This is a genomic window from Paraburkholderia sp. GW821-FHT02A12 (genome assembly GCF_059422005.1).
Map to the genome: position 1 here is coordinate 2,533,330 of NZ_JBWKWA010000002.1, position 25,414 is coordinate 2,558,743.

22 protein-coding genes and 1 pseudogene are annotated in these 25,414 nt (G+C 64.5%); 11 read left to right on the plus strand and 12 right to left on the minus strand.

Going from position 1 to position 25,414, the window contains the following annotated elements:
* Window positions 1–159 precede the first annotated feature (159 nt).
* The 4 genes from AC07WT_RS32790 (at window position 160) to AC07WT_RS32805 (ending at window position 4,430) form a co-directional block, all read left to right on the plus strand.
* On the plus strand, window positions 160–1,164 hold the full coding sequence (locus tag AC07WT_RS32790; protein ID WP_492589833.1) for a sugar ABC transporter substrate-binding protein: 1,005 nt from the start codon (window positions 160–162) through the stop codon (window positions 1,162–1,164).
* A 91-nt stretch (window positions 1,165–1,255) separates the two neighbouring features.
* Window positions 1,256–2,242 (plus strand): ABC transporter permease, encoded by a 987-nt coding sequence (locus tag AC07WT_RS32795; RefSeq protein ID WP_494950177.1) that lies wholly within the window; start codon window positions 1,256–1,258, stop codon window positions 2,240–2,242.
* 130 nt (window positions 2,243–2,372) lie between these two features.
* Window positions 2,373–3,170, plus strand: a complete 798-nt coding sequence (locus tag AC07WT_RS32800; RefSeq protein WP_492589830.1) for an ATP-binding cassette domain-containing protein — start codon at window positions 2,373–2,375, stop codon at window positions 3,168–3,170.
* A gap of 33 nt (window positions 3,171–3,203) precedes the next feature.
* Window positions 3,204–4,430, plus strand: coding sequence for an ROK family transcriptional regulator (locus AC07WT_RS32805; RefSeq protein ID WP_494950178.1), 1,227 nt, complete (start codon window positions 3,204–3,206; stop codon window positions 4,428–4,430).
* 53 nt (window positions 4,431–4,483) lie between these two features.
* On the opposite strand, the gene AC07WT_RS32810 is transcribed toward AC07WT_RS32805, so the two are convergent.
* Window positions 4,484–7,561 (minus strand): transglycosylase domain-containing protein, encoded by a 3,078-nt coding sequence (locus tag AC07WT_RS32810; RefSeq protein WP_494950179.1) that lies wholly within the window; start codon window positions 7,559–7,561, stop codon window positions 4,484–4,486.
* Between the two features lie 226 nt (window positions 7,562–7,787).
* A complete protein-coding gene (locus AC07WT_RS32815) occupies window positions 7,788–8,738 on the minus strand; it encodes a LysR family transcriptional regulator (RefSeq protein WP_494950180.1) in 951 nt (316 codons plus the stop codon).
* A 196-nt stretch (window positions 8,739–8,934) separates the two neighbouring features.
* On the opposite strand from AC07WT_RS32815, the gene AC07WT_RS32820 reads away from it, so the two are divergent.
* From AC07WT_RS32820 to AC07WT_RS32830, 3 genes are all read left to right on the plus strand, one after another.
* Entirely contained in the window at window positions 8,935–9,867 is a 933-nt protein-coding gene (locus tag AC07WT_RS32820) for a dihydrodipicolinate synthase family protein (protein ID WP_494950181.1), read from the plus strand.
* Window positions 9,868–10,034: 167 nt separating this feature from the next.
* Window positions 10,035–11,321 (plus strand): NAD(P)/FAD-dependent oxidoreductase, encoded by a 1,287-nt coding sequence (locus AC07WT_RS32825; protein WP_494950182.1) that lies wholly within the window; start codon window positions 10,035–10,037, stop codon window positions 11,319–11,321.
* Between the two features lie 94 nt (window positions 11,322–11,415).
* A complete protein-coding gene (locus tag AC07WT_RS32830) occupies window positions 11,416–12,126 on the plus strand; it encodes a TetR/AcrR family transcriptional regulator (RefSeq protein ID WP_492589822.1) in 711 nt (236 codons plus the stop codon).
* Between the two features lie 111 nt (window positions 12,127–12,237).
* On the opposite strand, the gene AC07WT_RS32835 is transcribed toward AC07WT_RS32830, so the two are convergent.
* From AC07WT_RS32835 to aroQ, 3 genes are all read right to left on the minus strand, one after another.
* On the minus strand, window positions 12,238–13,608 hold the full coding sequence (locus AC07WT_RS32835; protein WP_494950183.1) for an MFS transporter: 1,371 nt from the start codon (window positions 13,606–13,608) through the stop codon (window positions 12,238–12,240).
* Window positions 13,609–13,677: 69 nt separating this feature from the next.
* Window positions 13,678–14,556, minus strand: a complete 879-nt coding sequence (locus tag AC07WT_RS32840; RefSeq protein WP_494950184.1) for a shikimate dehydrogenase — start codon at window positions 14,554–14,556, stop codon at window positions 13,678–13,680.
* Entirely contained in the window at window positions 14,553–15,008 is a 456-nt protein-coding gene (gene aroQ / locus AC07WT_RS32845) for a type II 3-dehydroquinate dehydratase (protein WP_492589817.1), read from the minus strand. The genes AC07WT_RS32840 and aroQ overlap by 4 nt, the downstream gene beginning before the upstream one ends.
* Before the next feature lie 333 nt (window positions 15,009–15,341).
* Here aroQ and AC07WT_RS32850 point away from each other — a divergent pair, with 333 nt between their 5' ends.
* The 3 genes from AC07WT_RS32850 (at window position 15,342) to AC07WT_RS32860 (ending at window position 18,192) form a co-directional block, all read left to right on the plus strand.
* Window positions 15,342–17,225: a bifunctional sugar phosphate isomerase/epimerase/4-hydroxyphenylpyruvate dioxygenase family protein gene (locus AC07WT_RS32850; RefSeq protein ID WP_494950185.1), complete on the plus strand. Its 1,884-nt coding sequence runs from the start codon at window positions 15,342–15,344 to the stop codon at window positions 17,223–17,225.
* A 228-nt stretch (window positions 17,226–17,453) separates the two neighbouring features.
* Window positions 17,454–17,786 carry a hypothetical protein gene (locus tag AC07WT_RS32855; RefSeq protein WP_492589813.1) on the plus strand — a complete coding sequence of 111 codons (333 nt, stop codon included), beginning with the start codon at window positions 17,454–17,456 and terminating at the stop codon, window positions 17,784–17,786.
* 145 nt (window positions 17,787–17,931) lie between these two features.
* Window positions 17,932–18,192 carry a hypothetical protein gene (locus AC07WT_RS32860; RefSeq protein ID WP_492589812.1) on the plus strand — a complete coding sequence of 87 codons (261 nt, stop codon included), beginning with the start codon at window positions 17,932–17,934 and terminating at the stop codon, window positions 18,190–18,192.
* A 78-nt stretch (window positions 18,193–18,270) separates the two neighbouring features.
* On the opposite strand, the gene AC07WT_RS32865 is transcribed toward AC07WT_RS32860, so the two are convergent.
* From AC07WT_RS32865 to AC07WT_RS32890, 6 genes and pseudogenes are all read right to left on the minus strand, one after another.
* Window positions 18,271–18,600: a hypothetical protein gene (locus AC07WT_RS32865; RefSeq protein ID WP_494950186.1), complete on the minus strand. Its 330-nt coding sequence runs from the start codon at window positions 18,598–18,600 to the stop codon at window positions 18,271–18,273.
* An 8-nt stretch (window positions 18,601–18,608) separates the two neighbouring features.
* The gene (locus AC07WT_RS32870; RefSeq protein ID WP_492589809.1) at window positions 18,609–19,376 is read right to left on the minus strand and encodes a PAS domain-containing protein; all 768 of its coding nucleotides are present in this window, start codon (window positions 19,374–19,376) and stop codon (window positions 18,609–18,611) included.
* A 155-nt stretch (window positions 19,377–19,531) separates the two neighbouring features.
* The gene (locus tag AC07WT_RS32875) at window positions 19,532–20,806 is read right to left on the minus strand and encodes an FAD-dependent oxidoreductase (RefSeq protein WP_494950187.1); all 1,275 of its coding nucleotides are present in this window, start codon (window positions 20,804–20,806) and stop codon (window positions 19,532–19,534) included.
* A gap of 125 nt (window positions 20,807–20,931) precedes the next feature.
* Window positions 20,932–21,192, minus strand: a pseudogene (locus AC07WT_RS32880) ((2Fe-2S)-binding protein); the annotation flags it as partial.
* Window positions 21,185–22,312 carry an NAD(P)/FAD-dependent oxidoreductase gene (locus tag AC07WT_RS32885; protein WP_494951097.1) on the minus strand — a complete coding sequence of 376 codons (1,128 nt, stop codon included), beginning with the start codon at window positions 22,310–22,312 and terminating at the stop codon, window positions 21,185–21,187. The pseudogene AC07WT_RS32880 and the gene AC07WT_RS32885, both read right to left, overlap by 8 nt.
* Window positions 22,309–23,265: a 4-hydroxyproline epimerase gene (locus AC07WT_RS32890; protein WP_494950188.1), complete on the minus strand. Its 957-nt coding sequence runs from the start codon at window positions 23,263–23,265 to the stop codon at window positions 22,309–22,311. The genes AC07WT_RS32885 and AC07WT_RS32890 overlap by 4 nt, the downstream gene beginning before the upstream one ends.
* A 348-nt stretch (window positions 23,266–23,613) precedes the next feature.
* Between AC07WT_RS32890 and AC07WT_RS32895 the strand changes: the two genes are divergently transcribed.
* A complete protein-coding gene (locus tag AC07WT_RS32895) occupies window positions 23,614–24,516 on the plus strand; it encodes a dihydrodipicolinate synthase family protein (protein WP_494950189.1) in 903 nt (300 codons plus the stop codon).
* A gap of 86 nt (window positions 24,517–24,602) precedes the next feature.
* Here AC07WT_RS32895 and AC07WT_RS32900 read toward each other — a convergent pair whose 3' ends face one another.
* Entirely contained in the window at window positions 24,603–25,319 is a 717-nt protein-coding gene (locus AC07WT_RS32900; RefSeq protein WP_494950190.1) for a response regulator transcription factor, read from the minus strand.
* Window positions 25,320–25,414 lie beyond the last annotated feature (95 nt).

Below are 25,414 nucleotides of genomic sequence, written 5' to 3' on the forward strand. Positions count from 1 at the left end.
ACGAGCGTCCACGCGCCTGCTGTACTAAATCAACCTAGGTGATTTAGGCGATCCGATTCGGATCGCCATCGAGTAGCACCAGGTTGCAAACGCGCAGCGTTCGTGTGTCCAACCGCCCGCAGTTCACAACATCGTTGGCAATAACCGGAGGAGCGTCCCATGAATCTGAATTCCCGCAGGCATCCCGTCGCCAGGAAAATCGTGTCGATGTGCGTAGCGGCATCCGCGGTGTGGTGCGCGAGCGCCACCCGCGCCGCGGATCAGCCGGTCGTCGGCCTCATCACCAAGACCGATACCAACCCGTTCTTCGTGAAGATGAAACAGGGTGCCGAAGCCGCCGCCGCGAAAGACGGCGCCAAGCTGATCACCGCGGCCGGCAAGTTCGACGGCGACAACGCAAGCCAGGTCACCGCGATCGAAAACATGCTGACGGCCGGCGCAAAAGCGATTCTGATCACGCCGAGCGATACCAAGGCCATCGTGCCGAGCATCAAGAAAGCGCGCGCCGCCGGCGTGATGGTGGTCGCGCTCGACACGCCCACCGATCCGCAAGATGCCACCGACGCCCTCTTCGCCACCGACAACTTCAAAGCCGGCGTGCTGATCGGTCAATACGCAAAGGCCGCGCTGAACGGCAAGCCCGCCAGGATCGCCACCCTCGATCTCGCGCCTGGCGTATCGGTCGGCGTGTTGCGCCATAACGGCTTTCTGCAAGGCTTCGGCGTGAAGGAAGGCGATCCCTCGGTGGTCTGCAGCCAGGACACACGCGGCGATCAGTCGAAGGGTCAGACGGCGATGGAAAACTGCCTGCAGAAGTCGCCCGACATCAACGTGGTCTACACGATCAACGAACCTGCCGCGGCGGGCGCTTATCGTGCGCTCAAAGCTGCGGGCAAGGACAAGAGCGTGATGATCGTCTCGATCGACGGCGGCTGCGAAGGCGTGCGCAACGTGAAGGCCGGCGCGATCGCCGCGACCTCGCAGCAGTATCCGCTGAAGATGGCCTCGCTCGGCGTGACGGCAGGCGTCGAGTACGCGAAGACCGGCAAGAAAGTCTCCGGCTATCAGGACACCGGCGTGACGCTCATCACCGATAAGCCGATGTCCGGCGTCGACAGCAAGGACGCGAAGTTCGGCCTCGACAACTGCTGGGGCAACAAGTAACGCAACACAGTTCGGCGGCCCACTCCGCTGGGCCGCCACCAGACTTGCCGCGTGGCCTGTCAGCCACGCTCATGCAGCGAGGACACCCATCATGTCGACTCCCTCCGCGCCTGTCAGCCACACGCGCCACTTCACCGACCGTTTGCCGTCGCTTGCCGAAGTCGGCCCGCTGATCGCACTGGTGCTTGCCTGCGCCTTTTTCATCTCGCAGAGCAGCCGCTTCCTGTCGTTCCAGAACCTGTCGCTGATCCTGCAGCAGACAATGGTGGTCGCCGTCATCGCGATCGGCCAGACGCTGATCGTGCTCACCGGGGGCATCGACCTGTCATGCGGGATGGTGATGGCGTTCGGCTCGATCATCATGACCAAATTCGCGGTCACGCTCGGCGTGCCGCCGGTGCTCGCGATTCTGTGCGGCATCGCCGCGAGCACGCTGTTCGGCGCGCTCAACGGCGTGCTGATCACGCGCATCAAACTGCCCGCGTTCATCGTCACGCTGGGTACGCTGAACATCGCCTTCGCGCTCACACAGATCTATTCGAACGCGGAGAGCGTATCGAACCTGCCGGATGCGATCATGTTCTTCGGCAACACCTTCAAGCTCGGCCCCGCCGACGTCACGTACGGCACCGTGCTCACGCTGCTGATGTATCTGGCGACGTGGTTCGTGTTGCGCGACACAGTCCCAGGCCGGCATTTGTACGCACTCGGCAACAACGCCGAAGCCGCGCGTCTGATGGGCCTCTCGTCGCAGAAGATCCTGCTTACGGTGTACTCGCTGGCCGGCGCGATCTACGGCATCGCCGCGCTGCTGTCGGTGTCGCGCACCGGCGTCGGCGATCCGCAGGCCGGGCAAACCGAGAATCTCGACAGCATCACCGCGGTGGTGCTGGGCGGCACGAGTCTGTTCGGCGGACGCGGCTCCATTGTCGGCACGCTGCTCGGCGCGCTGATTGTCGGCGTGTTTCGCAACGGCTTGACGCTGATCGGCGTCTCTTCGGTCTACCAGGTGTTGATCACCGGCATGCTGGTGATTCTCGCGGTCGCCGCGGACAAACTCTCTCATCGGCGCGGTTGATCACCCAACCGCAACTATCTTGCATGGGGCCTGAGTAAGCGCTAAAGCGCTAACTCAGACCGACCGCAATTACCTTGCATGGGGCCTGAGTAAGCGCTAAAGCGCTAACTCAGGCCGACAGGAGCCAGTCATGTCGACACCTACTTCCGCTTCCGCCGCGATGCCCGTCTTGCAGGCGCGCGGACTCGTCAAACGCTACGGCCACGTCACCGCGCTCGACGGTTGCGATTTCGAATTGCTGCCCGGCGAGATTCTCGCCGTGATCGGCGACAACGGCGCGGGCAAGTCGTCGCTGATCAAGGCCCTTTCCGGCGCCTTGGTGCCCGATGAAGGCGAGATTCGGCTCGACGGCAAGCCCGTCAAATTCCGCAGTCCGCTGGACGCGCGCGCTCAAGGCATCGAAACCGTGTATCAGGAACTCGCGGTGGCGCCGGCGATGAGCATCGCCGAAAACCTGTTCCTTGCCCGCGAACTGCTCAAGCCGGGCTGGCGCGGTTCGCTCTTCAAGATGATCGACAAGCGCCGCATGCTGGAGGAAGCGACCGCGGCAATGAAGGACCTGCAGATCGGCATCCGTTCGATGCGCCAGGCCGTTGAAACGCTCTCCGGCGGCCAGCGTCAAGGCGTGGCCGTGGCGCGCAGCGCGGCATTTGCACGGCACGTGGTGATTCTCGACGAGCCCACCGCCGCGCTCGGCGTGAAGGAAGGCAACATGGTGCTCGAACTGATCCGGCGCGTGCGCGACCGCGGTCTGCCGGTGATCCTGATCAGTCACAACATGCCGCACGTCTTCGAAGTCGCCGACCGCATTCATATTCAGCGGCTCGGCCAGCGCGCAGCGCTCGTCAAGACCAGGGACGTGCACATGTCGGAGGCTGTCGCGATCATGACGGGCGCGAAGAAAGCGGACGTCAAGGCGATTGCATGATGCCCGCATCCTGCTGAGCCGCTGCACCCGACGATGGAAACCACCGGCCCCCGCTCCCCCCTCAAACGCACGGTCGGCTCGAACCAGGTCGGCATGCGGCAGTTCAACGAGCGGATCGTGTTGCAGGCGATCCGCTTGCACGGACCGCTGCCCAAAGCCGACGTGGGCCGCCTCACGCGCCTGTCGATGCAGACGGTTTCGATGATCGTCGAGCGCCTGATAGAAGACGGCCTGCTCGAGAAGCAGGCGCGCGTGCGCGGCAGGATCGGTCAGCCGTCGGTGCCGATCGCGTTGCATGCCGAAGGGGCCTACACCATCGGCATCAAGGTGGGGCGCCGCAGTCTCGACGTGCTGGCGATGGATTTCGCGGGCCACGTGGTGTGCCGCGATGTATTCGAGTATGCCTATCCCGATCCGCGCACACTGTTCCCCGCGCTCGAAAGCAAACTGGCGCGCGTGAACCAGGCGCTCGGCGCGAAAGCGAACAAAGTGGTCGGCGTAGGCGTGGCCGCGCCGCTGTGGCTCGGCGGCTGGCGCGACTTTCTCGGCGCGCCGCCCGACGCGCTGGAAGCCTGGAACGAGATCGACTTGCGCAGCCGCGTCGCAACGATGACGGGCTTGCCCGTCGAGTTCGCCAAAGACACCACCGCCGCCTGCGCCGCCGAACTCGTGATGGGCCAGGGCCGCGGGATTCACCATTTTCTGTACCTGTTCGTCGGCACGTTTATCGGCGGCGGGCTGGTGATCGACGGCCGTTTGCACGGCGGACCGCATGACAACGCCGGGGCCGTCGGTTCGATTCCGCTTCGGGACGGCACTGCGCGCAAGCCTGCCCGGCAATTGCTGCACGCGGCATCCGGCTTCGTGCTCGAACAGTTGTTGAGCGATGCTGGGGCGCCGCCGGCCGCGGCGCACGACCATCGCGCGCTGTCGCCGGAGTTGTGGCGGCAGACCGAGCAGTGGCTCGACACCGCTTGCCCGGCGATCGCCAACGCGCTGACCAATGCCGCGGCGCTGCTCGACCTGGAAGCGGTAGTGGTCGACGGCGAACTCGACCGGCAACTGGTGCGCGAAATCATCCGCCGTACCGAGCGTGTGCTCGATGGTTTCGAGTGGGAAGGCATGGTGCGTCCGCAACTGCTGGAAGGCACCATCGGCGCGGATGCGCGCGCAATGGGCGGCGCGATTCTGCCGCTCTACGCGCACTTCGCGCCGGTGCATGAGCTGTTTCTGAAGCCGGCGGTGGACGCCGACTACTAGGTCGGGCAAAGGTCAGGCAACCATCACACGCTCATTGCGAGCTCATTGCGTGCTCATTGCGTGATTACCTTCGTCACGGCGGCGGTTTTCGTGGGCTGCTCTTCCAGCAACGGCTGCAGCACCGGCGCGAGCGACTTCAGCAACTGTACCGAGAGCGCGCTTGTGAACTCGTAACGCGCCGCATAAGGTTCATGCACCCACGCGGTCAGCGTGCCGTAAAAGCGGTCCCCCATCACGAACACAAAGGTTGCGCTGCGGTTCACCTTGCGCGACTCGATCAAACGCGCGCCTTTGGCGAACACGTTAAAGCGCTGATCGCCGGTGCCGGTCTTGCCGTACACCTCGAATGTCTGGCCATTGGGAAAGGTCATGCCCTGCGCGAGGCGCCTGCCTGTGCCGCCCGTCACGACGTCGCGCAGCAGCCCTCTCACCACGCCGGTAATTTCCGGCGACAGCTGCTGTTGCGGCGCCACGGCCGCGCGCTCGAAGTGCGTTTCGTACGGCGTGTCTTTCGCGAAGTCGAGTTGCGTGAGGCTTTCGGTCGGCACCTTGTTGCCGCCGTTGGCGATCACGCCGATCAGTTGCGCAAGTGCGGCCGGCCGGTCGCCCGACGCGCCGATCGCCGCCGCATACGACGGCGTGAGTGTCGCGAACGGATAGCCGAGCGCCTGCCATGATTTGCCGATCGCATCGAACGCGCGCTGTTCGACTATCCGCTTGATGCGACGATCCTGGGTCGCGTGATAGCGCGTCTTGAAGAGCCACGAGTACGTGGAAAGACGCACGTCGCGGCTCGCACTCTGAATCTGGTTGAGCGTCACATCGGGATGCTCGCGCAGATAGTTGACGGTCCACAGTTCGAGCGGATGAACGCTCGAAATGTACCCACGGTCGTTCAGATTGAAGCGGTCGATCGCGTACTTGTCGTAGAGGTTCGCGAGGTCCTCGTCGTCCAGCATGGAAGCGGCCGGCGTGTTCTTCAACGCGGCACGCATCTTCGCGTTGAACCACGCGTTGGATTCATCCGGCGCGACGCTGCGCAATACCGTCGCCACTTTAGGCGGCGATTTACGCACGCCGAGCAGCAACAACGCCAGCGTCTGATCGGGCGTTTTGCCGTGATACTTCGTGTAGAAACGATTCATGTACACGCGGCTTTCCTGATCCGCGAAACGCGTCAGATACATCTTGCGCGCCGCCGGATCGCCGAGCCATTGCGACGACGCTCCGGTGGTCTGAACCATCTCGTAGTGCACGATATCGCGCATCAGGCGCACGAACACCAGATTCACCGAATGCTGGAACGCCTGGTGTACGGTCAGGATGCGGCCGTTGTCATCGGCTTCGAAATTGTTGAAGGTCTGCGCGCCGCCGCCGGTGTAGAACGTTTCGCCAGGACTCGCCGAATATTTGCGTTCAACGGCCGCATCGAGCATCGTCTGCAACGAGCGGTCCGAGGTATGCGAAAGGTAATCGAGCGCCCAGCGCGTCAGTCTGTCGTTCGGATCGGGTTTGACTGCTTTCAGCTCCGCTATGCTCAGCGGTGCATAACGCGCATGCAGCTCGGAGACGATCTGCAAATACGTCACGAGAGTGCGCAGTTTCGCGGTGGAACCGAGATTCAGACGTGCGCCGGAATTGATATCGAACGGCTGATTGACGCTGTCGGTTTGCACCCGCACGAGGTTCGCGCCGTCGCGCCGTTCGAACAGCGTGAAGCTATAGGCGATTCTCGACGGATCGTCCGACGCGCGCAGCATTTCGTATCCCACCAGGCCGGCGGCTTTTGCGCCGTCGCGGGTCGCCGCGGCGGCGAGCCGTTCGCTGACCGCCTGCTGCACAGCATTGTTGAGCGTGCCCGTTGCCTGCAGATCGAGCCGGTCGAGTTCATAGAAGCTCGCGACGCCGAGCGCGGTCAATAGATGCGAGCGCATCGACGTCACGGCCTTGCGCGACACGAACGAGTCCGCGTTCTGCGTTCTGGACGCGTGGTGCAATTCCACTTGCGCGAACAGCGCGGCGTCGCGCAGCGGGATCGGGATGATGCCGTTGCTCGCCAGCAGGCGCAAATAACTATCCGTCAGACGTTGAAGTTCGGCATAGCCGTGAGTCAGGAAATACGACGGCGCACGTTGCGCGATCATCAGCGACAGCACCTGCCGGAAAGCGATGCCTTGCCCGGCGAGATTATCCGGCGTCGGCGGCGCTTTGAGGACGCGGTTCACGTCGTTGAAATCGCGTCCGTACCACGCGGCAAGGCCGTCGCCGATCCCGTTGATTTCGCCGATGCCCGGTTGCGCGGCAAGCGGCACCGAGTTCAGATAGTGCACGACGATCTGCTGGCGCACGGGCATCGTCTGCGGGCCGTTCAGATAGGCGCGCACCGAGGCCGACGCGATTTGCCGCAATTTTTCTGGCGGCGTTGCCGTGCGGCCGCCGGCCGAGTGACGGAACTTCTCAATCTGCGTTGCGAGCGTGCTGCCTCCGGGCGTCGACTGATGATGGTTGAACACGCGTGCGCCCTGGTCGGCCAGCGCGCGGCTAAAACGTCCCCAGTCGATTGCCGGGTTGCGGTTCGGCTGACTCGGGTCGAGCAGATAACGGTCTTCGATAAAAAGCAGCGAGCTCACGACAAGCGGCGGAATCGCGTCGAAGTCGTCATACACGTTGCCGGGAAACTGTGCACCAAAGAGTGGCGTGCCGGTGCCATCGAAGAGTTGCAGCCCGGCCTGATCTTTTTCGGCGTAAGGCAGAAACAGGCCGTAATCCGCCAGCGACAGCATCCGCTCGGAATCGCGCGTCTGCGAACGGATTTCAAATCCGCGTTCGAGGAGGCGCTGCTGGAACGACGGCAGCAAAGCGTAGCCAAGGCGGCTGTCGTAAGGACCGTGATCGGCTAAGGGAAAGCGGATGGAATGACTTGGACCGTCGGCGACGGAGAAACCGACCTCGCTCGTCAGTTCGGATAGATAGCGCGCCTGCAATCGCGAGGTCTCGATTTCGACCTGGCAAAAGCGCGCAGCGAACGCCAGCGCAAGCAAAAATGCCGCTGCCAGCCCCCATTTGAGCCACTTCCACACGGGTGCCCTACCCGTCGCGCGAAGCGGAAACCGAACCAGTGGCCGATTCATGGCTACTCTCCGAGGCGGGCGCCACACAGCAAAATCAGGCGCACCTTCGAATCAGTTTAGCGCGGAACCGATGTGCGCATCTGGTTCGGTTTACCCGAGAGTGTCGTGGCTGCAACACCTTTTTTGCAACGCGTGGCGGAGCACAAATCGCGATGCGATATTGAGGGTCTTTCAGTTTCACGTGCCGAAAAACCGCTGTTTCAGGCGGTTTTGTGCACTGCTTCCGCTACTTTTTGTGCACTGCTTCCGCTACTTTCTGTCCATGCAACAACTGGATAAACTGCTCGGCCGCCGGCGAGAGCACGCCGCCCTTGCGCGTCACAATGCCGAAGGTCTGCGAAGGCGACTTCAGTTTGACCGGCACCGTGCGCAACATTTTTTGCCGGACGAACATTTCGGCGATACCCGTGGGCAAAAGCGAGACCAGATCGGGACTGCTTTGCAGTAATGCGACCGTCACAAACGTGGAAGCGGTTGAAATCGGGTTTTCCGGCATGTCGAGTCCAGCCAGATCCATCTCCCGTTCGAGCAACGCGTGCAGCGGCATATGCGACGGATACATCACCCAACGGTGTCCGGCCAGATCGCGCAAGTTCACTTCCTTCTTCGGCAACGCCGGATGGCCATAGCCGACCACCACCGATAACGGCTCGTCGCCGAGCGGCCGATAGTGATATTTCGACGGATCGGCGGCGACCGCAGCACGGCCGATCACCAGATCGAGCCGGCCTTCGTCGAGTTGCAGCAGCATCCGCGCACTCGTATCTTCCACCACCTCGATCGACAGACCCGGCTGCCCGGCATGCAATTCGTTCAACGCCGGCACGACCCGCCCGGGAATCGCGCCCATGATCGCGCCGATCGCCAGACGGCCGCCACGCCCTGAGCGTATTTCGGCGACGTCCTGACACAGCGAAGCGAGGTCCGTCGCCACGAGCCGCGCGTAGCGGATCACGCAATGACCGAGCTGATTCGGGATCATGCCGTTCTTCGAGCGCTCGAAGAGCGGCGCCTCCAGCATCGATTCCAGCTCCTGCAGCGCCTTGCTGGCGGCCGATTGCGTCATCGACATCGCGCCGGCGGCCTGGTGCAGGGACTTGCGGTCGTCGAGCGCGATCAGCAATTGCAGCTGTTTCATACGTAATCTCGACAGCAATACGTTCAGGGTGTCTTTCATGGAATCGGTGCGCTTCGGACAGACAACAATGGGGCAACGGGGTAAGTCGCAAAAGCGATCACAAGATGGAAACAATTCAATATACAGCCTGGCGATGCCCGCCGTATAGTCGACGCCGGAGACATTCAAAACGCCCTCGCTGCACAGTCGTCGCTTTACGGTCGTCACTTCACCACCTTCGCTCACACCGGCCACCATGACAAACGCATCCAGCAAAGCCCCCTTCCGCGGCGTGTTCCCCGTCGCGCCGACCATCTTCGACGAGGCCGGCCGTCTCGACCTCGAAGGCCAGAAACGCTGCATCGATTTCATGATCGACGCGGGCTCCAACGGCCTGTGTATTCTGGCGAATTTCTCCGAGCAGTTCGCGCTCTCCGACGACGAACGCAACACGCTGATGCACGTGGTGCTCGAACAGGTCGCGGGCCGCGTGCCGGTGATCGTCACGACCACGCATTTCAGCTCGCACCTCTGCGCCGAACGCAGCCGCAGCGCACAGGCGGCCGGCGCCGCGATGGTGATGATCATGCCGCCGTATCACGGCGCGACGATCCGGATCGGCGAGCGCGGCATTTATGAGTTCTATCGCGTGGTATCCGACGCGATCGGGATTCCGATCATGATCCAGGACGCGCCGGTCAGCGGCACGGCGCTCTCCGCACCGTTCCTCGCCCGGCTGGCGCGCGAGCTGCACAACGTGTCGTACTTCAAGATCGAAGTGCCGCAAGCGGCGAACAAGCTGCGCGAGCTGATCGAGTTGGGCGGCGATGCGATTGCCGGTCCGTGGGACGGTGAAGAAGCGATCACCTTGATGGCCGATCTCGATGCGGGCGCAACCGGTTCGATGACCGGCGGCGGCTACGCCGACGGCATCCGCCTGATCGTCGACGCCTACGCCGCGGGCGATGCCGAAGCGGCCGCCGCGCATTATCAGCAATGGCTGCCGCTCATCAACTACGAGAACCGCCAGGGCGGTCTCGCGTCGTGCAAGGCGTTGATGAAGGAAGGCGGCGTGATCCGCTCGGACGCGGTGCGCCATCCATTGCCGCCGATGCATCCGGCCACGCGTGAAGGCTTGCTGAAGGTCGCGCGCCGGCTCGATCCGCTGGTGTTGCGCTGGGGCAAGTAACTGGACAATGCGTGGACAATGCGTGGATAAAGCGGTCCTGCGGGCCGGCATTCGCAGGATGCGGATGCCGGCCTTTGTTTTGTCGATGGTTTTATCGCTGCAGCGCGCTGCTTCTATGCGCGCGTAAAGGCTGGACGCGTGCGTGAGATTGCCGCTAACCTAGCTGCATGCAAAACTTTTACGAAGCCACCGTCACCCGCCCTGAAAATGCTCCGCTGTCCGGCCGCTGCAGCGCCAACGTGTGCATCATCGGCGGCGGGCTGGCGGGTTTGTCGACCGCGCTGGGGCTCGCCGAGCGCGGCGTCACCGAGGTGGTCGTGCTCGAGGCCGAGCGAGTGGGCTTCGGCGCATCGGGGCGCAACGGCGGATTCGTGTTCGGCGGCTACAGCCTCGATTGCGCCGATCTGCTGAAAACCCTGGGCCCGGCCCGCGCCCGCGAACTCTATACGCTGACCACCGACGCCGTCGATCTGATGCGCCGGCGCATTCGGCGCTACGGCATCGACTGCGACGCGACTGATGCCGGCGTGATCCTCGCCAACTGGTTCGACGAACCCGCGCGGCTCGACACGCAGCGGCGCTTGATGCAGGAATCGTTCGGCGTCGAATGGGAGCCCGTACCGGCCGCGCGGCTTGCAGAGCAACTGAAGACGTGCCGTTATCACGGCGGCCTGTTCGCGCGCAACGCGTTCCATTTTCATCCGCTGAAATACGTACTCGGCGTCGCCGGAGCGGCGGCCGGCGCAGGCGTGCGGATCTACGAGAATTCATCGGTCGTGCGCTTGCAGCGCGAGGGCGCCGGCTTTGTCGTGCACACGCCGCACGGCGCGATCGAAGCGCGCCACGTCGTGATGGCGGGCGGCGGCTATGCGCGCAACGTGTACGCCAGGGTCGAGCGCGCGGTGCTGCCGATCGCCACCTACGTGATGGCCACCGAACCGCTCGGCGCGCGCCTGAAAGACGCGCTCGACACCTCAGCCGCCGTCTACGACACGCGCTTCGCCTTCGACTATTACCGCCCGCTGCCCGACACGCGCATCCTGTGGGGCGGCCGCATCTCGGTGCGCGACCGCGCACCGGAGATCATCGCGCGCCTGCTGCGGCGCGATCTGCTGAAGGTCTATCCGCAGTTGCGCGACGTGCGTATCGAGTACGCATGGGGAGGCCTGATGAGCTACGCGCGGCACAAAATGCCGCAAATCGGCCGCAGCGCCGACGGCGTCTGGTACGCGGTCGGCTTCGGCGGTCATGGGATGGCGCCGACCACTGTCTCCGGCGAATTGCTGGCGGCGGCGATCTCCGGCGAACGGCCGGTGCCCGAAGCGTTCGCAAGGTTCGGGCTGACGCCCGCGTACGGCGCGCTCGGTCTGGCCGCCGCGCAGCTGACCTACACCACGATGCAAACGCGCGACGCGCTCGCCGCCCGGCGCCGCGCCCCGCGTGCCGCGCCGTGATGCCGTCCGATACGCCGCCGCTTATGCCCGGAACCCGCTCCGGACGGCCATTTCGCCATGCTAGAATGCGCCGTCACTGCCGCTCGAATACACAATGAAAAAGGGAAGCAAGGCCGCCGAGCCTGATACCAACGGCATCCCGTCCGACGCCCGGCGTAGCGACGCCCGACGTAGCGACGCCCGGCGCAAGTACGATCCCGAACAGACGAAGCGCAACATCCTCGACGTCGCGACCCAGGAGTTCTCGGCGATGGGGCTCACGGGCGCGCGCGTCGACGCTATCGCGGAACGCACCAACACCACCAAGCGCATGCTGTACTACTACTTCGGCAGCAAGGAAGGGTTGTATCAGGCGGTGCTGGAAAAGGTGTACGGCGACATTCGCACGCTCGAACAGGATCTGCATATCAGCGAACTCGATCCGGTCGAGGGCATGCGCGCGCTGGTGGAATTCACGTTCGACTATCACGACCGCCAGCGCGATTTCGTGCGTCTCATCACGATCGAAAATATTCACGGCGCGAAGTACGTCGAGCAGGTGAAGACCTTCAAAAGCCGCAACGCCTCGGTCATTCATACGATCGAGGATCTGCTCCAGCGCGGCATCGCGGCGGGACAGTTTCGCAGCGACGTCGATGCGATCGACCTGCATCTGCTGATCAGCTCGCTGTGCTTTCACCGCATCGGCAATCGCCATACCTTCGGTACGGCGTTCGGCCGCGATCCGTCGCATCCGCGCTTGCGCGCGCGGCATCGCGCGATGATCGTCGACGCCGTGCTGCGCTTCGTACGCAAGGAAGGCTGAAATAGAAAAAAGGGACGCGGCCATCCACGTCCCTTTCGTTTTCACCGCGGCATCCCCACCGCGGCTTCCCACCGCGGTTTTCGCAGCGGCTTTCAGCGCATCAGGCGCCGCTCAATCCACCAGCACAATCCGCTTGATATCGCCGACGATGAAGATGTACGACAGCGCGCCGATCAACGCGACCGCGCCGATGAACACCAGCGCGCCGACAAACGAGCCGGTTGCCGCGACGATGAACCCCACCACCAGCGGCGTCACGATGCCAGCCAGATTGGCCGCAAAGTTGAAGATGCCGCCAGTCACGCCGAGCAGGCCGTCGGGCGCGATGTCCGACACCAGCGTCCAGCCGAGCGCCGCCATGCCCTGCGCGAAAAACGCCACCGACAGAATCGCGATCACCGCCACGTTGCTCTCGACATAGTTAGCGAGAATGATCGTCGAGGCGAGCAGCAGGCCGGCGATGATCGGCAGCTTGCGCGCCACGTTCGGCGACTTGCCGCGCCGCAGGAGCCAGTCGGAAAAGATGCCGCCGAACATCACGCCGATCGACGCGGCAATGAACGGCATGATCGCGAAGAAGCCGATCTTCAGCCACGCCATGTGGCGCTCCGTGGCGAGGTAGGTCGGAAACCAGGTGAGGAAGAACACCAGCGTCGAGTTGCCGGCGAACTGGCCGAGACAGATGCCGGTCAGCTGACGGTGCTTGAGCAGGCGGCCAATGGTGCGCCATTCGAAACCGCTCCCGGCCGTAGCTGCGGAAGCCTTGGACGCGTCAGCCTCCTTCTTCCGATGCGTCAAGCCGCCACCCGCTTCGATATAGTCCAGCTCCGCCTGATTGGCCGACGGATGATCGCGCGGCTCGCGATAGAACGCCCACCAGACGAAACCGAACGCGATGCCCACGCCGCCTACTACATAGAACAGCGAACGCCAGCCGAACGCGCCCATCAGCGCGAACAGGAGCGGGCTGAAAAACGCGAGGCCGATATATTCGCCGACGGTGTAGGTGCCGGTTGCCATCGCGCGTTCGCTCTGCGGAAACCACGTCGCCACCACCCGGCTATTGGTCGGAAAACACGGCGCTTCCGACACGCCGAGACCGAGCCGGAACGCGAACAGCGCGCCGATGCCATGCACGAGCCCTTGCGCGAGCGTGCACAGCGACCACAACGTCATCGACAGAAAATACGTGAGCTTGCTGCCGAAGCGGTCGAGAAACAGTCCGCCCGGAATCTGCGAGGCCACATAGCTCCACGAGAACACGGAGAACAACAGCCCCATCAGCGCGGCATTGATGCCGAGCTCCTTGGTCAATTGCGGCGCCGCGATGCCGAGCACCGTGCGGTCCAGATAGTTGATCATGGTGCCGACCGCGAGCAGCGTGAGAATCTGAAAGCGGGCTTTCGAACGGCGCGTCGCGCTGGCCGCGGCATTTGCCGGCAGCGTCGCGTCGGCGGGATTGGAATGGATGGGTTGTGGCATGTCGTCTCCGGGTCTCTCTGTCTCTAATCTGCTCGTGTGGTGCTCGTGCGTCAGTTGCGTGCTGCTGAACTAGCGTTCCAGCAACGACTGGAAATGCGTGTACACGCGCTCGGCATCCGGTTCCAGTCCGGTGAAGATGCGCATCGCGTCGACGGCCTGATAAACCGCCATGCCGCCGCCGCTCAGCGTGCGGCAGCCGATCTCTTCGGCCGCCTGCAACAACGCGGTACGAATCGGGAAATAGACGACATCGGCCACCCACAAGTCGCGGTGCAGCAATTCGACCGGCAACGGCAAACCGGGCAATTTCGCCATCCCGGTGGGCGTTGCGTGAATCAGGCCAGTGGCGGCTTTGAGCGACTCGCCAAGCGAGCCGCCGGCGTTCACCGTCGTCGCGGGGAAGCGCTTTTGCAATTCCGCGGCGAGCGAGGAGGCGCGCGTGGCATCCACATCGAACAGCGTGAGCGTTTTCGCGCCCATCGTCAGCGCGGCATGGGCGACCGCCGCGCCGGCGCCGCCCGCGCCTAGCTGCACGACGCGCTCGAGCGACACATCCGGCAAACCGCGCTGAAACGCGCGGGCGAAACCGGACCAGTCCGTGTTGTGGCCGATGCGTTTGCCGTCTTTGAACAAGACCGTGTTGACCGCCCCGAGCGCGCGCGCGTCGTCGGATAGTTCGTCGAGCAGCGCAATGACGCTCTGCTTGCACGGGTACGTGATGTTCAGGCCGTTAAAACCCATGCGCTCGGCCGCAACCAGCAGATCGGACAGCGCGCCGGCGTCGAGCTTCAAGGCTTCCAGATCGATGCGCCGGTAGACATAGTGCAGGCCGAGCTGGCTGCCCTCCTCCTCATGCATCGCAGGGCTCAGCGAGCCGCCAATGCCCGAACCGATCAGGCCGACCAGATAGGACTTCGTATTCGACTTCGTATTCGACTTCGTATTCATTTGGCCGCCCTATTCTTAAGGATGGTCGCCATCCGTTCCAGAGCGAGCACGTAGCCTTGCGTGCCGCAGCCGATGATCACGGCCTCGGCCACCGCCGATACGAACGAATGATGCCGGAACGCCTCACGCCGATGCACGTTTGAAATATGCACTTCGATCACGGGCTTTTCGATCGCGCTGAGCGCGTCGGCGATCGCCACCGACGTGTGCGTGTAAGCCGCCGGATTGATCACGATGCCGTCGACCTTGGTGCGCGCCGCGTGGAGCCAGTCGATCAGCTGATGCTCGGCGTTCGACTGGCAGAAGTCGACCGACAGGTCGAGCCGCTCGCCCGCGTCGCGGCAGAGTCTCGCGACGTCGTCGAGTGTTTCCGAGCCGTAGATGGCCGGCTCGCGCGTGCCCAGCAGATTGAGATTCGGCCCGTTCAGGACCAGTACCGATGCAAAACTCATGACAACCACTCCTGCGAAGTAAGGCACAAAGCAAGGCACAAAGCGGACCACGACACGCGCCGCCTTTTTACAACGTGAGGGCAGTGTGCACCCATTCTCCGCAGCCGTCATTCGGGGTTTGTACGCATTTGTACGATCTAGTTAGTTTGTATAGACTTGCCGAAACTTGCGCTGACGTGGGCCATTCCGGCCTACGCCATGCTGGTTTAAGGTAACGAAATAGGCCATTTTGCGCATCGCAACATGATCACCGCCAAGGCACGCGGGCATGGACGCAGCCGCCGGTCCGCGCCCTCTTCAGTAGCCGTTTCACCGTTTTTGCAGGAGCCGTTCATGCAACGTTCGATTGCCACCGTGTCGATCAGCGGGACCCTTGTCGAGAAGCTGACCGCGATTCGGGCGGCGGGCTTCGAAGGCGTCGAGATCTTCGAGAACGACCTGCTGTATTTCGACGGCTCGCCGGCCGACGTGCGGCGCATCGCCGACGATCTCGGTCTGAAAATCATGCTGTTCCAGCCGTTCCGCGATTTCGACGGCGTGAGCGCGGAGCGCCTCGCGCGCAACCTCGATCGTGCGAAGCGCAAGTTCGAGGTGATGCATGAACTGGGCACGGAGCGCATTCTGGTGTGCAGCAACGTCTCGCCCGACACCATTTGCGACGACGCGCTGATGATCGATCAGCTCGGCGCGCTGGCCCGCGCGGCCGAAGCAGCCGGCGTGATCGCCGGTTATGAAGCGCTCGCATGGGGCAAGCATGTGAAGACCTACCGGCATGCGTGGAAACTCGTCGACGCGGTCGATCATCCGAATCTCGGGCTCGTGCTCGACAGCTTTCATACGCTGTCGCTGAACGATTCGGTGGACGCGATCGCCGGCATCCCGGGCGAGCGCATCGCTTTCGTGCAGATCGCCGACGCGCCGAAGCTGGCCATGGACGTGCTCGAATGGAGCCGCCACTACCGCTGCTTCCCGGGCCAGGGCGACTTCGACGTGGCGGGCTTTACCGCGCAGGTCGTCAAAACCGGCTACCAGGGACCGCTTTCGCTCGAAATTTTCAACGACGGCTTTCGCGCCGCGCCGACCAACATCACCGCTGCGGACGGTCATCGTTCGCTGCTGTTCCTCGAGGAGCAAACCCGCGCGCTGCTCGAATCCACGCAGCAGCCGGTCGGGCAGCTTTATCAGCCGCCCGCCGCGCCCGCGCACGTCGGCTATCAGTTCCTCGAATTCGCCGTCGACCACACGACCCGCGCGCAACTCGTCGACTGGCTCGGCAGGCTGCGCTTTCGCCAGGCCGGCCAGCATCGCTCGAAAGACGTGACGCTGTATCAGCACGGCGCGGCGTCGATCGTGCTGAACGCCGAACCCGATTCGTTCGCCAACGCGTTCTTCCAGCAGCATGGTTTGTCGCTGTGCGCGTCGGCCTTTCGCGTCGACGATGCGAACCAGGCATTCGAGCGCGCCGCCGGTTTCGGCTACGCGCCGTTCTCCGGCCAGATCGGTCCGAACGAGCGCGTGTTGCCCGCCGTGCAGGCGCCCGACGGCAGCCTGAATTATTTCGTCGACGAAGCGCCGGACCAGCCCACGCTGTTCGAGGCCGATTTCATCCTCACCGACGTCAACGGTCCAAGCGAAGTGGGTCCGCTCACTCGCATCGACCATGTTTGCCTGTCGGTGCCGGCGAATTCGCTGGATACCTGGGTGCTGTTTCTGAGAACCGCCTTCGGTTTCGAAGCCGAGCCCGGCGTGCTGGTGCCCGATCCTTACGGGCTGGTGCGCAGCCGCGCGCTGCGTAGCCGCGACGGCTCGGTGCGCATCGCGTTGAACGCGTCGGTGGACCGTCACACGGCAGTGGCGGAGGCCTTGCACACCTATCACGGCTCCGGGCTGAACCACGTCGCGTTCAGCACCGGCGACATCTTCAGCGCGATCCCCGAATTCGTCGCCGACGGCGTGCCGGTGCTGCGCATCCCACGCAATTACTACGAGGACCTCGCCGCCCGCTACGCGCTGCCGGACGAGACGCTCGACGCGCTGCGCACCCACCACATCCTGTACGACCGCGACGAACGCGGCGGCGAATTTTTCCACGCCTATACCGAACAGCTCGACCAGCGCTTTTTCCTCGAAATCGTCGAGCGGCGCGGCGGCTACGACGGCTATGGCGCGGCCAACGCGGCCGTGCGGCTCGCGGCGCAGGCGCAGCGCCGGAAGTAAGCGGCCAGCCGAAGCGCCAGCGGGCGCCTTGAGCGGTCCAGTTGTTTGACAACCATAAGAACCATAAGCAGAGCGTCAACGGGATCGGTTCGTCCGGTGCAGCACGGCTCGGGCGAGCCCGCTGCACCGATATAATGGCGGTTGATCCGCGGTCCGGTGCAGCGCGGCGGCGCCTTCGGCCAGGCACCGCGCGCCAGCAGCGGGCCGGACCGAAACGCCAGGAGAGATATGAAGAAGTTTGCCGTAGTGCTGTCAGTTCCCCTGCTCTTTAGCGCTTGCGCGTACTTTCAGAAGAACCCGGATGCCGGCGAGCCCGTCACCGACAAAACCACGCAGCGCTCGGTCAACGACGTGGTCGCCTGCCTGACGCAGGTGGCGACCAGCCACAACGCCGCGTTCAAGTCGACGGCGATCCCGCAGGGCCAGATGCTCGACTTCGGCGATTCGAATATCGTCAAGGTGCGCAGCGACAATGGCGCGACCACTTACCGCTTCTACGCGGGCAAACGCCATGTCGGCAATCTGTGGATCGAGGCGGCCAGCAAAACCTGCGCGCCGTGAGGTAAGGAGCGGCAAGCGTAACGTTCGGAAACTTGTTCCAGAGCAATCATAGTGTCACGGTGTTACAGGACAATGCGGTCTTAAGAAACGTTTAAGACTTCGTCCGCATGATCCGTCCGACACTATCCCGCACAAGGTGCGTTCCATGAACCAGCCCGATCAAGATCCGAACGGCACGCCGGCTCCGGCCAGGCGGCCCACCATTTTGCGCCGCCTGCTGAGCCACCACGAACTGGCCACGCTGCTGCTGTTGCTGCATGCGCCGATCGACGCCTTCGCGAAACCCGAGATTCCGCAGCTTCACGAAGCCGGCTTGATCGAAACGGTATCCGGCGATTCCGGCGCGTCGCATATCCGTTTGACGCCTGAGGGCAATGCGGTGCTGCGCGGGCTTGGGGTGAAGTAACTACGCGCGCCTGATCTCAGGGCTCGCATTCGCAGCCCCCTGCGGTTGTCCCCCCGCGGTTGTCCATCTTTCGTCTTCTTAAGCCTGCCACACGCCGTACCCCGCTTCGCGCAGCCCAATCGCCAGCTCCACTTCCATATCCTGGGCGCCGCGGTAAGGCATTGGATTGAACACTTCATACAACTCGGGCACGAGGCGCAGGCCGTAATCGCGCACATAGCGGTTTGCCTGAATGCCGGCCTTATGCCGGTCGAATCTCAGATCCGGGTCCAGTCCCGTCATTCCCACATACACGCACGGCTTGTCGAACCGGTAGTCCGGATTCGCGCGGCGAAAGCGCGCCTCGTTCCAGACTTTATCGTCCAGGGCGACGACGTACACGTAATAGCGATGCTTGCGACGAACCATGCGCGAACTCAGCTTCGCGCGGTTCCGTGCAGCAGCATCCGGTACTCGGTCGGCGTCACGCCGACGGTCGCCTTGAATTGCCGCGTAAACGCGCTGTGGTCGGTGTAGCCGCAGAGCGCGGCGACATCGGTGACCTTGTCGTGCGAAACCAGCAGCGCGGTGGCGGCGTCGAGACGCGTTTTCAGCAACACCTGACGCGGCGTCAAATGAAACACTTTGTGAAAGTAGCGCTCCAGTTGCGCGACCGACATATCCGCCATCGCCGCAAGCTGTTTCAAATTCAACGGCTGCACGTAGTTTTCCTGGATGGACTGCACCACCGCGGCAAGCCGGCTGTACGCGGGATGACTACCCTCGTCCGCTTTCAGATCGCGCGAAATGCCGGCAAGGCCGACCACCTTGCCGGCCGCGTCGCGCAGCGGCTGTTTGCAGGTCAGACACCAGCCGGGCTGGCGCCCCGGATAAAGATGCAGTTCCAGTTGATCAATTAGCTGGTTGCCGACGTTGATGATCGCCTTGTCCTGCGCGGTGTAGATGCGGCCGAAGCGGCGCGGAAACACATCCTCGGCGGTCTTGCCGAGCAGCGCGGCTTTTTCCTTGTAACCGCAGCGCGAGGCGAGCGTTCGATTGACCAGCGCATAGCGCGCCTGCGCGTCCTTGACGAAGAACACGACGTCCGGCATCGCGTCGAACACCGGCTCGAGCAGCGTGAAATGCGACAGCATGCCGGACAGCGTTGCGTCGTCAGCTTCGAGCGGATGAGCGAGCGTGTTCATCGTGCTTGTCCCGTTTTGCGCCGTTTGCGCCGTTTGCGCCGCTTATCCATGCATCTGGGCGGTTAGCGTGTGCGGTCGATTATAGGGCCAGGCGGCGGGGGAAAATATCCGTCCCGAAGGGAGTCCCCTTGGCGGACGGCCCTCCGGCCCCGGCGTCATTCGGACAGCGGCGGCTCGGCGCTCGCCGTCATCAACGTGCCGATTTGCGCCGGACTGAACGGCGGGCGCGGCGCGGCGGCTTGCCAGCCGAAATACAGGCTCGCCGCCGCGCCGCAGAGTCTTCCCTGGCACGCACCCATGCCGCAGCGGGTGTGCAGCTTGGCCTCGCGCCAGTTCGGATAGGCGCGCACTTCGCCGATGCTCACGTCTTCGCAGCGGCACAGCAGCGTCGCGTCGGGGGGCGGGGTGCGCGTGGCGCCTTGCAACGCGAACGCCGACTCGACGCGCCGGCCGAAACGCCGCCACCGCGCGCGTTGGGCACATTGTGCGCGCAGCGCGGCTCCGCTTGCCACCAGCCCCGCGATCTCGCCTTCCACCTGCGCCAACTCCGCGCCGCCGATGCCCGTGCATTCGCCGGCGGCCAGCACGCCGTCGACCGAAGTCCGCTGCTCGCTGTCGACGACGATCTCGCCCGCCACGCCGATCTCACAACCCAGCGCCTGCGCAAGCGTGACATTCGGCACGAGTCCATAACCGCACGCGAGGCGCTCGCAATCGAGCGTCACGTCGCGTTCGCCGCGCCGGATCGTTACGCGCTCGACGCGGCCGCTACCCTGCGCCTCCCGCACGACGCTGCCGGTCCAGTAACGCAAGCCCGCGAAGCCGCGCGTCAAGTGGACGGCCTGCCACAGCTTTGCGGGCTCGGCGAGCAATGAAGCGCCGAAACGCCCGAGCTTCGCCGCCGATGCCTGTTCGACCACCGCCGCTACCTGCGCCCCGGCGGCGCGCGCGGTGGCTAGCGCGGCGAGCAGCAAAGGACCGCTGCCGGCAATCACGATCCGTTCGCCGCGCACCGGCATGCCGCCTTTGATGAGCGCCTGCAGCGCGCCTGCGCCGGTCACGCCCGGCAGCGTCCAGCCGGCGAACGGCAGCAGGCGCTCGCGTGCGCCAGTCGCAAGGATGAGCCGCTCGTAGGTGACGCACACGCCGCCGTGCTCCGCCGATTCGAGCAGCAAACCGCGTGAGCCCAACGGCGCGATCACGCGAGTCGAAGGCAACAGCGTGACGCCGCCTTGCATGCGCAAAGCGTCGAGCAGCGTGCGTAGCGGTGTTGGCGGCGGAATCCCCGGCCCCTGTCGCCAGATCTGTCCGCCGGCGCGCGGATTGTCGTCGAGGACCGCGACAGATGCGCCCGCGCGGGCCGCCGCGCACGCGGCATTCAACCCGGCCGGACCGGCGCCGACGACGACAATATCGAAGTGCTGTTTCATCGCGTGTCCGTGGTGTCCGTGGTGCTCGTGGTGCTCGTGGTGCTCGTGGTGCTCGTGGTGCTCGTGGTGTCCGTGGTGTCCGTGGTGCTCGCGGTGTCCGTGATACCCGTCATGCCCATCGTGCCCGTGCAAATGGTCCGGCCGTCGTGGCAAAGCGTCTGGCACGCCAAGACGTGCTGCCGGCCGTCGATCGTGACGCGGCACTCCTGGCACACGCCCATGCCGCACAGCGCCGCGCGCGGCTCGCCGCCGACCGAGGTCCGCGTGCCGCTTTTCCCGGCAATGACGAGCGCGGCGGCGACCGTCGTGCCGGCTTCGACGTCGATGCTTCTATCGTCGATCGTCACGCGGACGCGCACGCGGCCACCTATCAGCGTGCTAGACATGACAGTTCCGTCTGGTCAATCGCGCCGGCAGATACGGCTCGACAGGAATCGGCGCGGCGCTCCCCGTGATTTGCGCCGCGAGCAGCTTTGCGGTTGCGAGCGAAGTGGTCACGCCCAGCCCCTCGTGACCGACAGCCAGCCAGACACCCGGCGCGTGCTCGCCGGCCGGACCGATTAGCGGCAGGCCATCCGGCGACGCCGCGCGAAAGCCGGTCCACGCGCGAATGCCATTGAGCGCCGGCAACACCGGCAGATAGCGCGCCGCGCGTAGCAGCATCTGCGCGAGCACCGGCATCTCGACAGCGGGATCGGTGGTATCGAACTGGCGCGACGAGCCGATCAGCAATTGGCCGGTAGGCCGCGGCTGTGCGTTGAACGCTACCGACGTGCCGGCCGCATGGTGCGCGCTCTTGATGTAGCCGAGCTCGAGCAGCTGATGACGAATCAGCGCGGGATAGCGGTCGGTGATCAGCAGATGGCCCTTCTTCGCCTGCAACGGCAGCCGTGGCGCAAGCCGCTGTGCGCCGAGGCCATTGGCGACGATCACGTGCGCCGCGCTCACACGCTCGCCGTCGGCCAGCGTCACGCCATGCGCACCGAGCTCGACGACTTGCGGGCCGAGCCGCACACGGATATGCGCGGCGCCCGGCGATTGCGTCAGCAGCCACTGCGCGACCGTGGGCGCATACACAATGCTGTCGTGCTCGATCCGCAAGCCGCCCGCCATCGACCCCGCCAGCGCCGGCTCGCACGCCCGCAACGCCGCCGCGTCGAGCAGCTGCGCGGCGACGCCTTGCGCCGCAAACGCGGCCTGCATCGCGCGCGCGGCTTGCCACTCCTCGTCGTCCGCGGCGACCCACAGCGTGCCGCAGCGCGTGAACGCATCGCATGGGCGCAACTGCGGCGCCAGTTCCAGCCACAACGCGCGCGAATAGCGGCTCAGCGCGAATTCCGCCGGCGAGTCGTTCATCACGACGATATGGCCCATGCCCGCCGCGGTCGCGCCGCCGCCGATGCCCTGTTCGTCCAGCACCTCGACCCGCATGCCGAGCGCGGCCAGTTCCGCCGCGCAGGCCGCGCCGATAATGCCCGCCCCGACGATCACCGCGTCCGCTGTCATGCCGTGCGGATGCCCCATGCGAACGGATCGCGCTCATCGAAGCACAGGCGCCCTTCGGCCATGATGTGCGCGTGGCCGGTGATGGTCGGGATGACCGAAACGCCGTCGGCGGCGCGGCGATAGCTCGCCTCGAACACGCTGCCGATGATGCTTTCCTGCCGCCACACCGCGCCTTCGGCCAATTTGCCGTCGGCGGCGAGACAGGCGACTTTCGCACTCGTGCCGGTGCCGCACGGCGAGCGGTCGTACGCGTTGCCCGGACACAGCACGAAGCTGCGGCTGTCGATGCCGTCGCGCGAGCCGGGCCCGAAGAGTTCGATGTGGTCGATCAAGGCGCCCGCCGCACCGGTAATGCGCTGCGCGATCAAAGCGTCGCGAATCGCCGAACTGAATGCCGTCAGTTCGCCAATGCGCGCGGCTTCCAGCGTGCGTCCATGTTCCGCGACGAGGAAAAACCAGTTGCCGCCCCATCCAATATCGCCACTCAGCATGCCGTAGCCCGGCACGTCCACTTGCACGCCTTCGCGATAGCGGTAAGCCGGCACGTTGCGCACGGCGACGCTGCCGTCCTCGTTGAGCGTCGCTTCGACAACGCCGACCGGCGTTTCGATCCGATGGCGCCCCGGCCCGATCCGTCCCATGTGCGCGAGCGAAACGACCAGGCCGATCGTGCCGTGCCCGCACATGCCGAGGTAGCCGACGTTGTTGAAGAAGATCACGCCCGCCGCGCACGCCGGGTCGTCCGGCTCGCACAGCAGCGCGCCGACCACGACATCGGAGCCGCGCGGTTCGGTGACGATGCCCGCGCGCCAGTCGTCGAAATGCGCACGAAACACGTCGAAGCGCTGCGCCAGCGTGCCGCCGCCGAGATCCGGGCCACCCGACACCACCAGGCGGGTCGGTTCACCGCCGGTGTGCGAGTCGATAATGTTCAAGGTTTTCATGACGACCATGGTAAGAATGCGCGGCTGGCAAGTCTTGGTGTACGTGCGCGTGGATTGTGACGATTTCGGCATAATCATCTGGCGCGTTTTGGGGCGCGTCGCGCGCTTGCGACCGACGCGCGCGGCGCCTTGATCGCACACGAGCGGCGACAGCACCAGGCGCCCCGGGCGGACGCCTCACGCAACCTCACCGTTCTTCGCGTTTCATCCTGAAATAGCCGCCTCGCTTCATCAAGACAGGCCTGCGCGCACAGTCACTATGCCGAAATCGTCATGCGCCACGCGGCAATCGCGCAAGACGACGGCAAATTCCCTGCTTACACTGCGCTTCGACTCATCACATTCAGGAGAGCAGTCGTGGCGCATATCTGGGAAGGCGTATTGCCCGCAGTCACCACCAAATTCAACGCGGATTTCAGCATAGACCGCGCGTGGACCGGTAAGAATATCGAAGCGCAGATCGAGGCAGGGGTGGACGGCATCATCGTGTGCGGTTCGCTCGGCGAGGCGTCGACCCTCTCTCTGGACGAAAAGCTGCAAGTGCTCGACATCGCCGTCGACACGGCGTGCGGCCGCGTGCCGGTCCTGCTGACGATCGCCGAAAACAGCACGCTCGACGCCTGCCGTCAGGCCGAAGCCGGCAGCCGGCGCGGCGCGGCCGGTTTCATGGTGCTGCCGGGGCTGCGTTATCTGTCCGACCGGCGCGAGACGCTGCACCACTTCCGCAGCGTCGCCGACGCCAGCGCACTGCCGCTGATGATCTACAACAATCCGCTGGCATACGGCGTCGACATGACACCCGAGATGTTCGCCGAGATCGCCGACGAAAAGAAAATCGTCGCGATCAAGGAATCATGCGGCGATGTGCGGCGCGTGACCGATCTGATCAACGCGGTCGGCGACCGCTTCGCGATTCTGTGCGGCGTCGATAACCTGGCGATGGAAGCGATACTGATGGGCGCGCATGGCTGGGTGGCCGGTCTCGTGTGTGCATTTCCGCACGAGACGGTCGCGATCTACAAGCTGCTGAAAGCCGGCCGGCTCGAAGAAGCCCGCGCGATCTATCGCTGGTTCGCGCCCTTGCTCGCGCTCGACGTGTCGCCGAAGCTGGTGCAGAACATCAAGCTGGCGGAGGCGATCGTCGGGCTCGGCACGGAACCGGTGCGGCCGCCGCGTCTGCCGCTGGCGGGCGACGAACGCCTGGCCGTGGAAGCGCTGATTCGCCGGGCGCTCGAAACGCGTCCGGCGTTGCCGCTCTGAACGGCGCAGAGGTACGGTAGCGGCTGGTTGCGGCTGGTTGCGGCTGGTTGCGCTCTAACGAGCAGCCCGCAACACCGGCCGCCAGCTCAGGCCGCCTTCATCTCGGCGCCGGCTTCGCCTTGCTGCAAATGCACCAGCCGGTAGCCGCTCTTGTACACCGGTTGCAGGCGGAAGTCGTTTTGCGGCTCGATTTCGAGCAAAAGACGCAGGCGCGACACGTGGCTGTCGATCGTGCGCGTGAACTCGCGGAATTCGCGGCCCCACACCATCGCGTAGATATGGTCGCGCGACATCACGCGGCCGATGTTGGAAAAGAACAGCGACGCCAGCCGGTATTGCGTACCCGATAGCTGGACCGGCTGCCCGCGCAACATGACGATCTGCCGATGGGTATCGAAATGGTACGGGCCGACGTCAAAGCTCGCCGCGCTGAAACGGTCCGGATAGGCACGGCGCAGGAGCGCGGTAATGCGCTCGCGAAACTCGCCCGGGCGCACAGGCAGTCCGACATAGTCGTCCGCGCCGCCGCTGAAAGCGCGCACCACGCTCTCCTCCGACGTTTCAGCCGAAGCGAACATGACCGGCAGGCGGCCGCCCACTGCGCGCACCGACCTCAGCACTTCGGCGCCGGACAGGCGCGAGCCCCGCCAATCCAGCACGAGAAGATCCACCGTGGAACGAGCAAGCGCTTTCGACATGGCGAGACCGTCGCCGTAACTCATACAGGTGTGGCCGGCATGCATGACGATCCTCTCGAGCGACTGGCGCTGCACGGGGTCACGCTGAAGGATGGCAATACGCATGGGATGACTCTCAACTGATAGCTCGGACGCGATTCTCAAAGCGGTGCCCGTTCCATCCCATAGGAGCAATCCTAAACTGCACGCCGGGCGCCCTG

Coding starts and splice junctions, on each gene's coding strand:
- AC07WT_RS32790 (WP_492589833.1), top strand. CDS start 160: ATGAATCTGAATTCCCGCAGGCATCCCGTCGCCAGGAAAATCGTGTCG.
- AC07WT_RS32795 (WP_494950177.1), top strand. CDS start 1,256: ATGTCGACTCCCTCCGCGCCTGTCAGCCACACGCGCCACTTCACCGAC.
- AC07WT_RS32800 (WP_492589830.1), top strand. CDS start 2,373: ATGTCGACACCTACTTCCGCTTCCGCCGCGATGCCCGTCTTGCAGGCG.
- AC07WT_RS32805 (WP_494950178.1), top strand. CDS start 3,204: ATGGAAACCACCGGCCCCCGCTCCCCCCTCAAACGCACGGTCGGCTCG.
- AC07WT_RS32810 (WP_494950179.1), bottom strand. CDS start 7,561: ATGAATCGGCCACTGGTTCGGTTTCCGCTTCGCGCGACGGGTAGGGCA.
- AC07WT_RS32815 (WP_494950180.1), bottom strand. CDS start 8,738: ATGAAAGACACCCTGAACGTATTGCTGTCGAGATTACGTATGAAACAG.
- AC07WT_RS32820 (WP_494950181.1), top strand. CDS start 8,935: ATGACAAACGCATCCAGCAAAGCCCCCTTCCGCGGCGTGTTCCCCGTC.
- AC07WT_RS32825 (WP_494950182.1), top strand. CDS start 10,035: ATGCAAAACTTTTACGAAGCCACCGTCACCCGCCCTGAAAATGCTCCG.
- AC07WT_RS32830 (WP_492589822.1), top strand. CDS start 11,416: ATGAAAAAGGGAAGCAAGGCCGCCGAGCCTGATACCAACGGCATCCCG.
- AC07WT_RS32835 (WP_494950183.1), bottom strand. CDS start 13,608: ATGCCACAACCCATCCATTCCAATCCCGCCGACGCGACGCTGCCGGCA.
- AC07WT_RS32840 (WP_494950184.1), bottom strand. CDS start 14,556: ATGAATACGAAGTCGAATACGAAGTCGAATACGAAGTCCTATCTGGTC.
- aroQ (WP_492589817.1), bottom strand. CDS start 15,008: ATGAGTTTTGCATCGGTACTGGTCCTGAACGGGCCGAATCTCAATCTG.
- AC07WT_RS32850 (WP_494950185.1), top strand. CDS start 15,342: ATGCAACGTTCGATTGCCACCGTGTCGATCAGCGGGACCCTTGTCGAG.
- AC07WT_RS32855 (WP_492589813.1), top strand. CDS start 17,454: ATGAAGAAGTTTGCCGTAGTGCTGTCAGTTCCCCTGCTCTTTAGCGCT.
- AC07WT_RS32860 (WP_492589812.1), top strand. CDS start 17,932: ATGAACCAGCCCGATCAAGATCCGAACGGCACGCCGGCTCCGGCCAGG.
- AC07WT_RS32865 (WP_494950186.1), bottom strand. CDS start 18,600: ATGGTTCGTCGCAAGCATCGCTATTACGTGTACGTCGTCGCCCTGGAC.
- AC07WT_RS32870 (WP_492589809.1), bottom strand. CDS start 19,376: ATGAACACGCTCGCTCATCCGCTCGAAGCTGACGACGCAACGCTGTCC.
- AC07WT_RS32875 (WP_494950187.1), bottom strand. CDS start 20,806: ATGAAACAGCACTTCGATATTGTCGTCGTCGGCGCCGGTCCGGCCGGG.
- AC07WT_RS32885 (WP_494951097.1), bottom strand. CDS start 22,312: ATGACAGCGGACGCGGTGATCGTCGGGGCGGGCATTATCGGCGCGGCC.
- AC07WT_RS32890 (WP_494950188.1), bottom strand. CDS start 23,265: ATGGTCGTCATGAAAACCTTGAACATTATCGACTCGCACACCGGCGGT.
- AC07WT_RS32900 (WP_494950190.1), bottom strand. CDS start 25,319: ATGCGTATTGCCATCCTTCAGCGTGACCCCGTGCAGCGCCAGTCGCTC.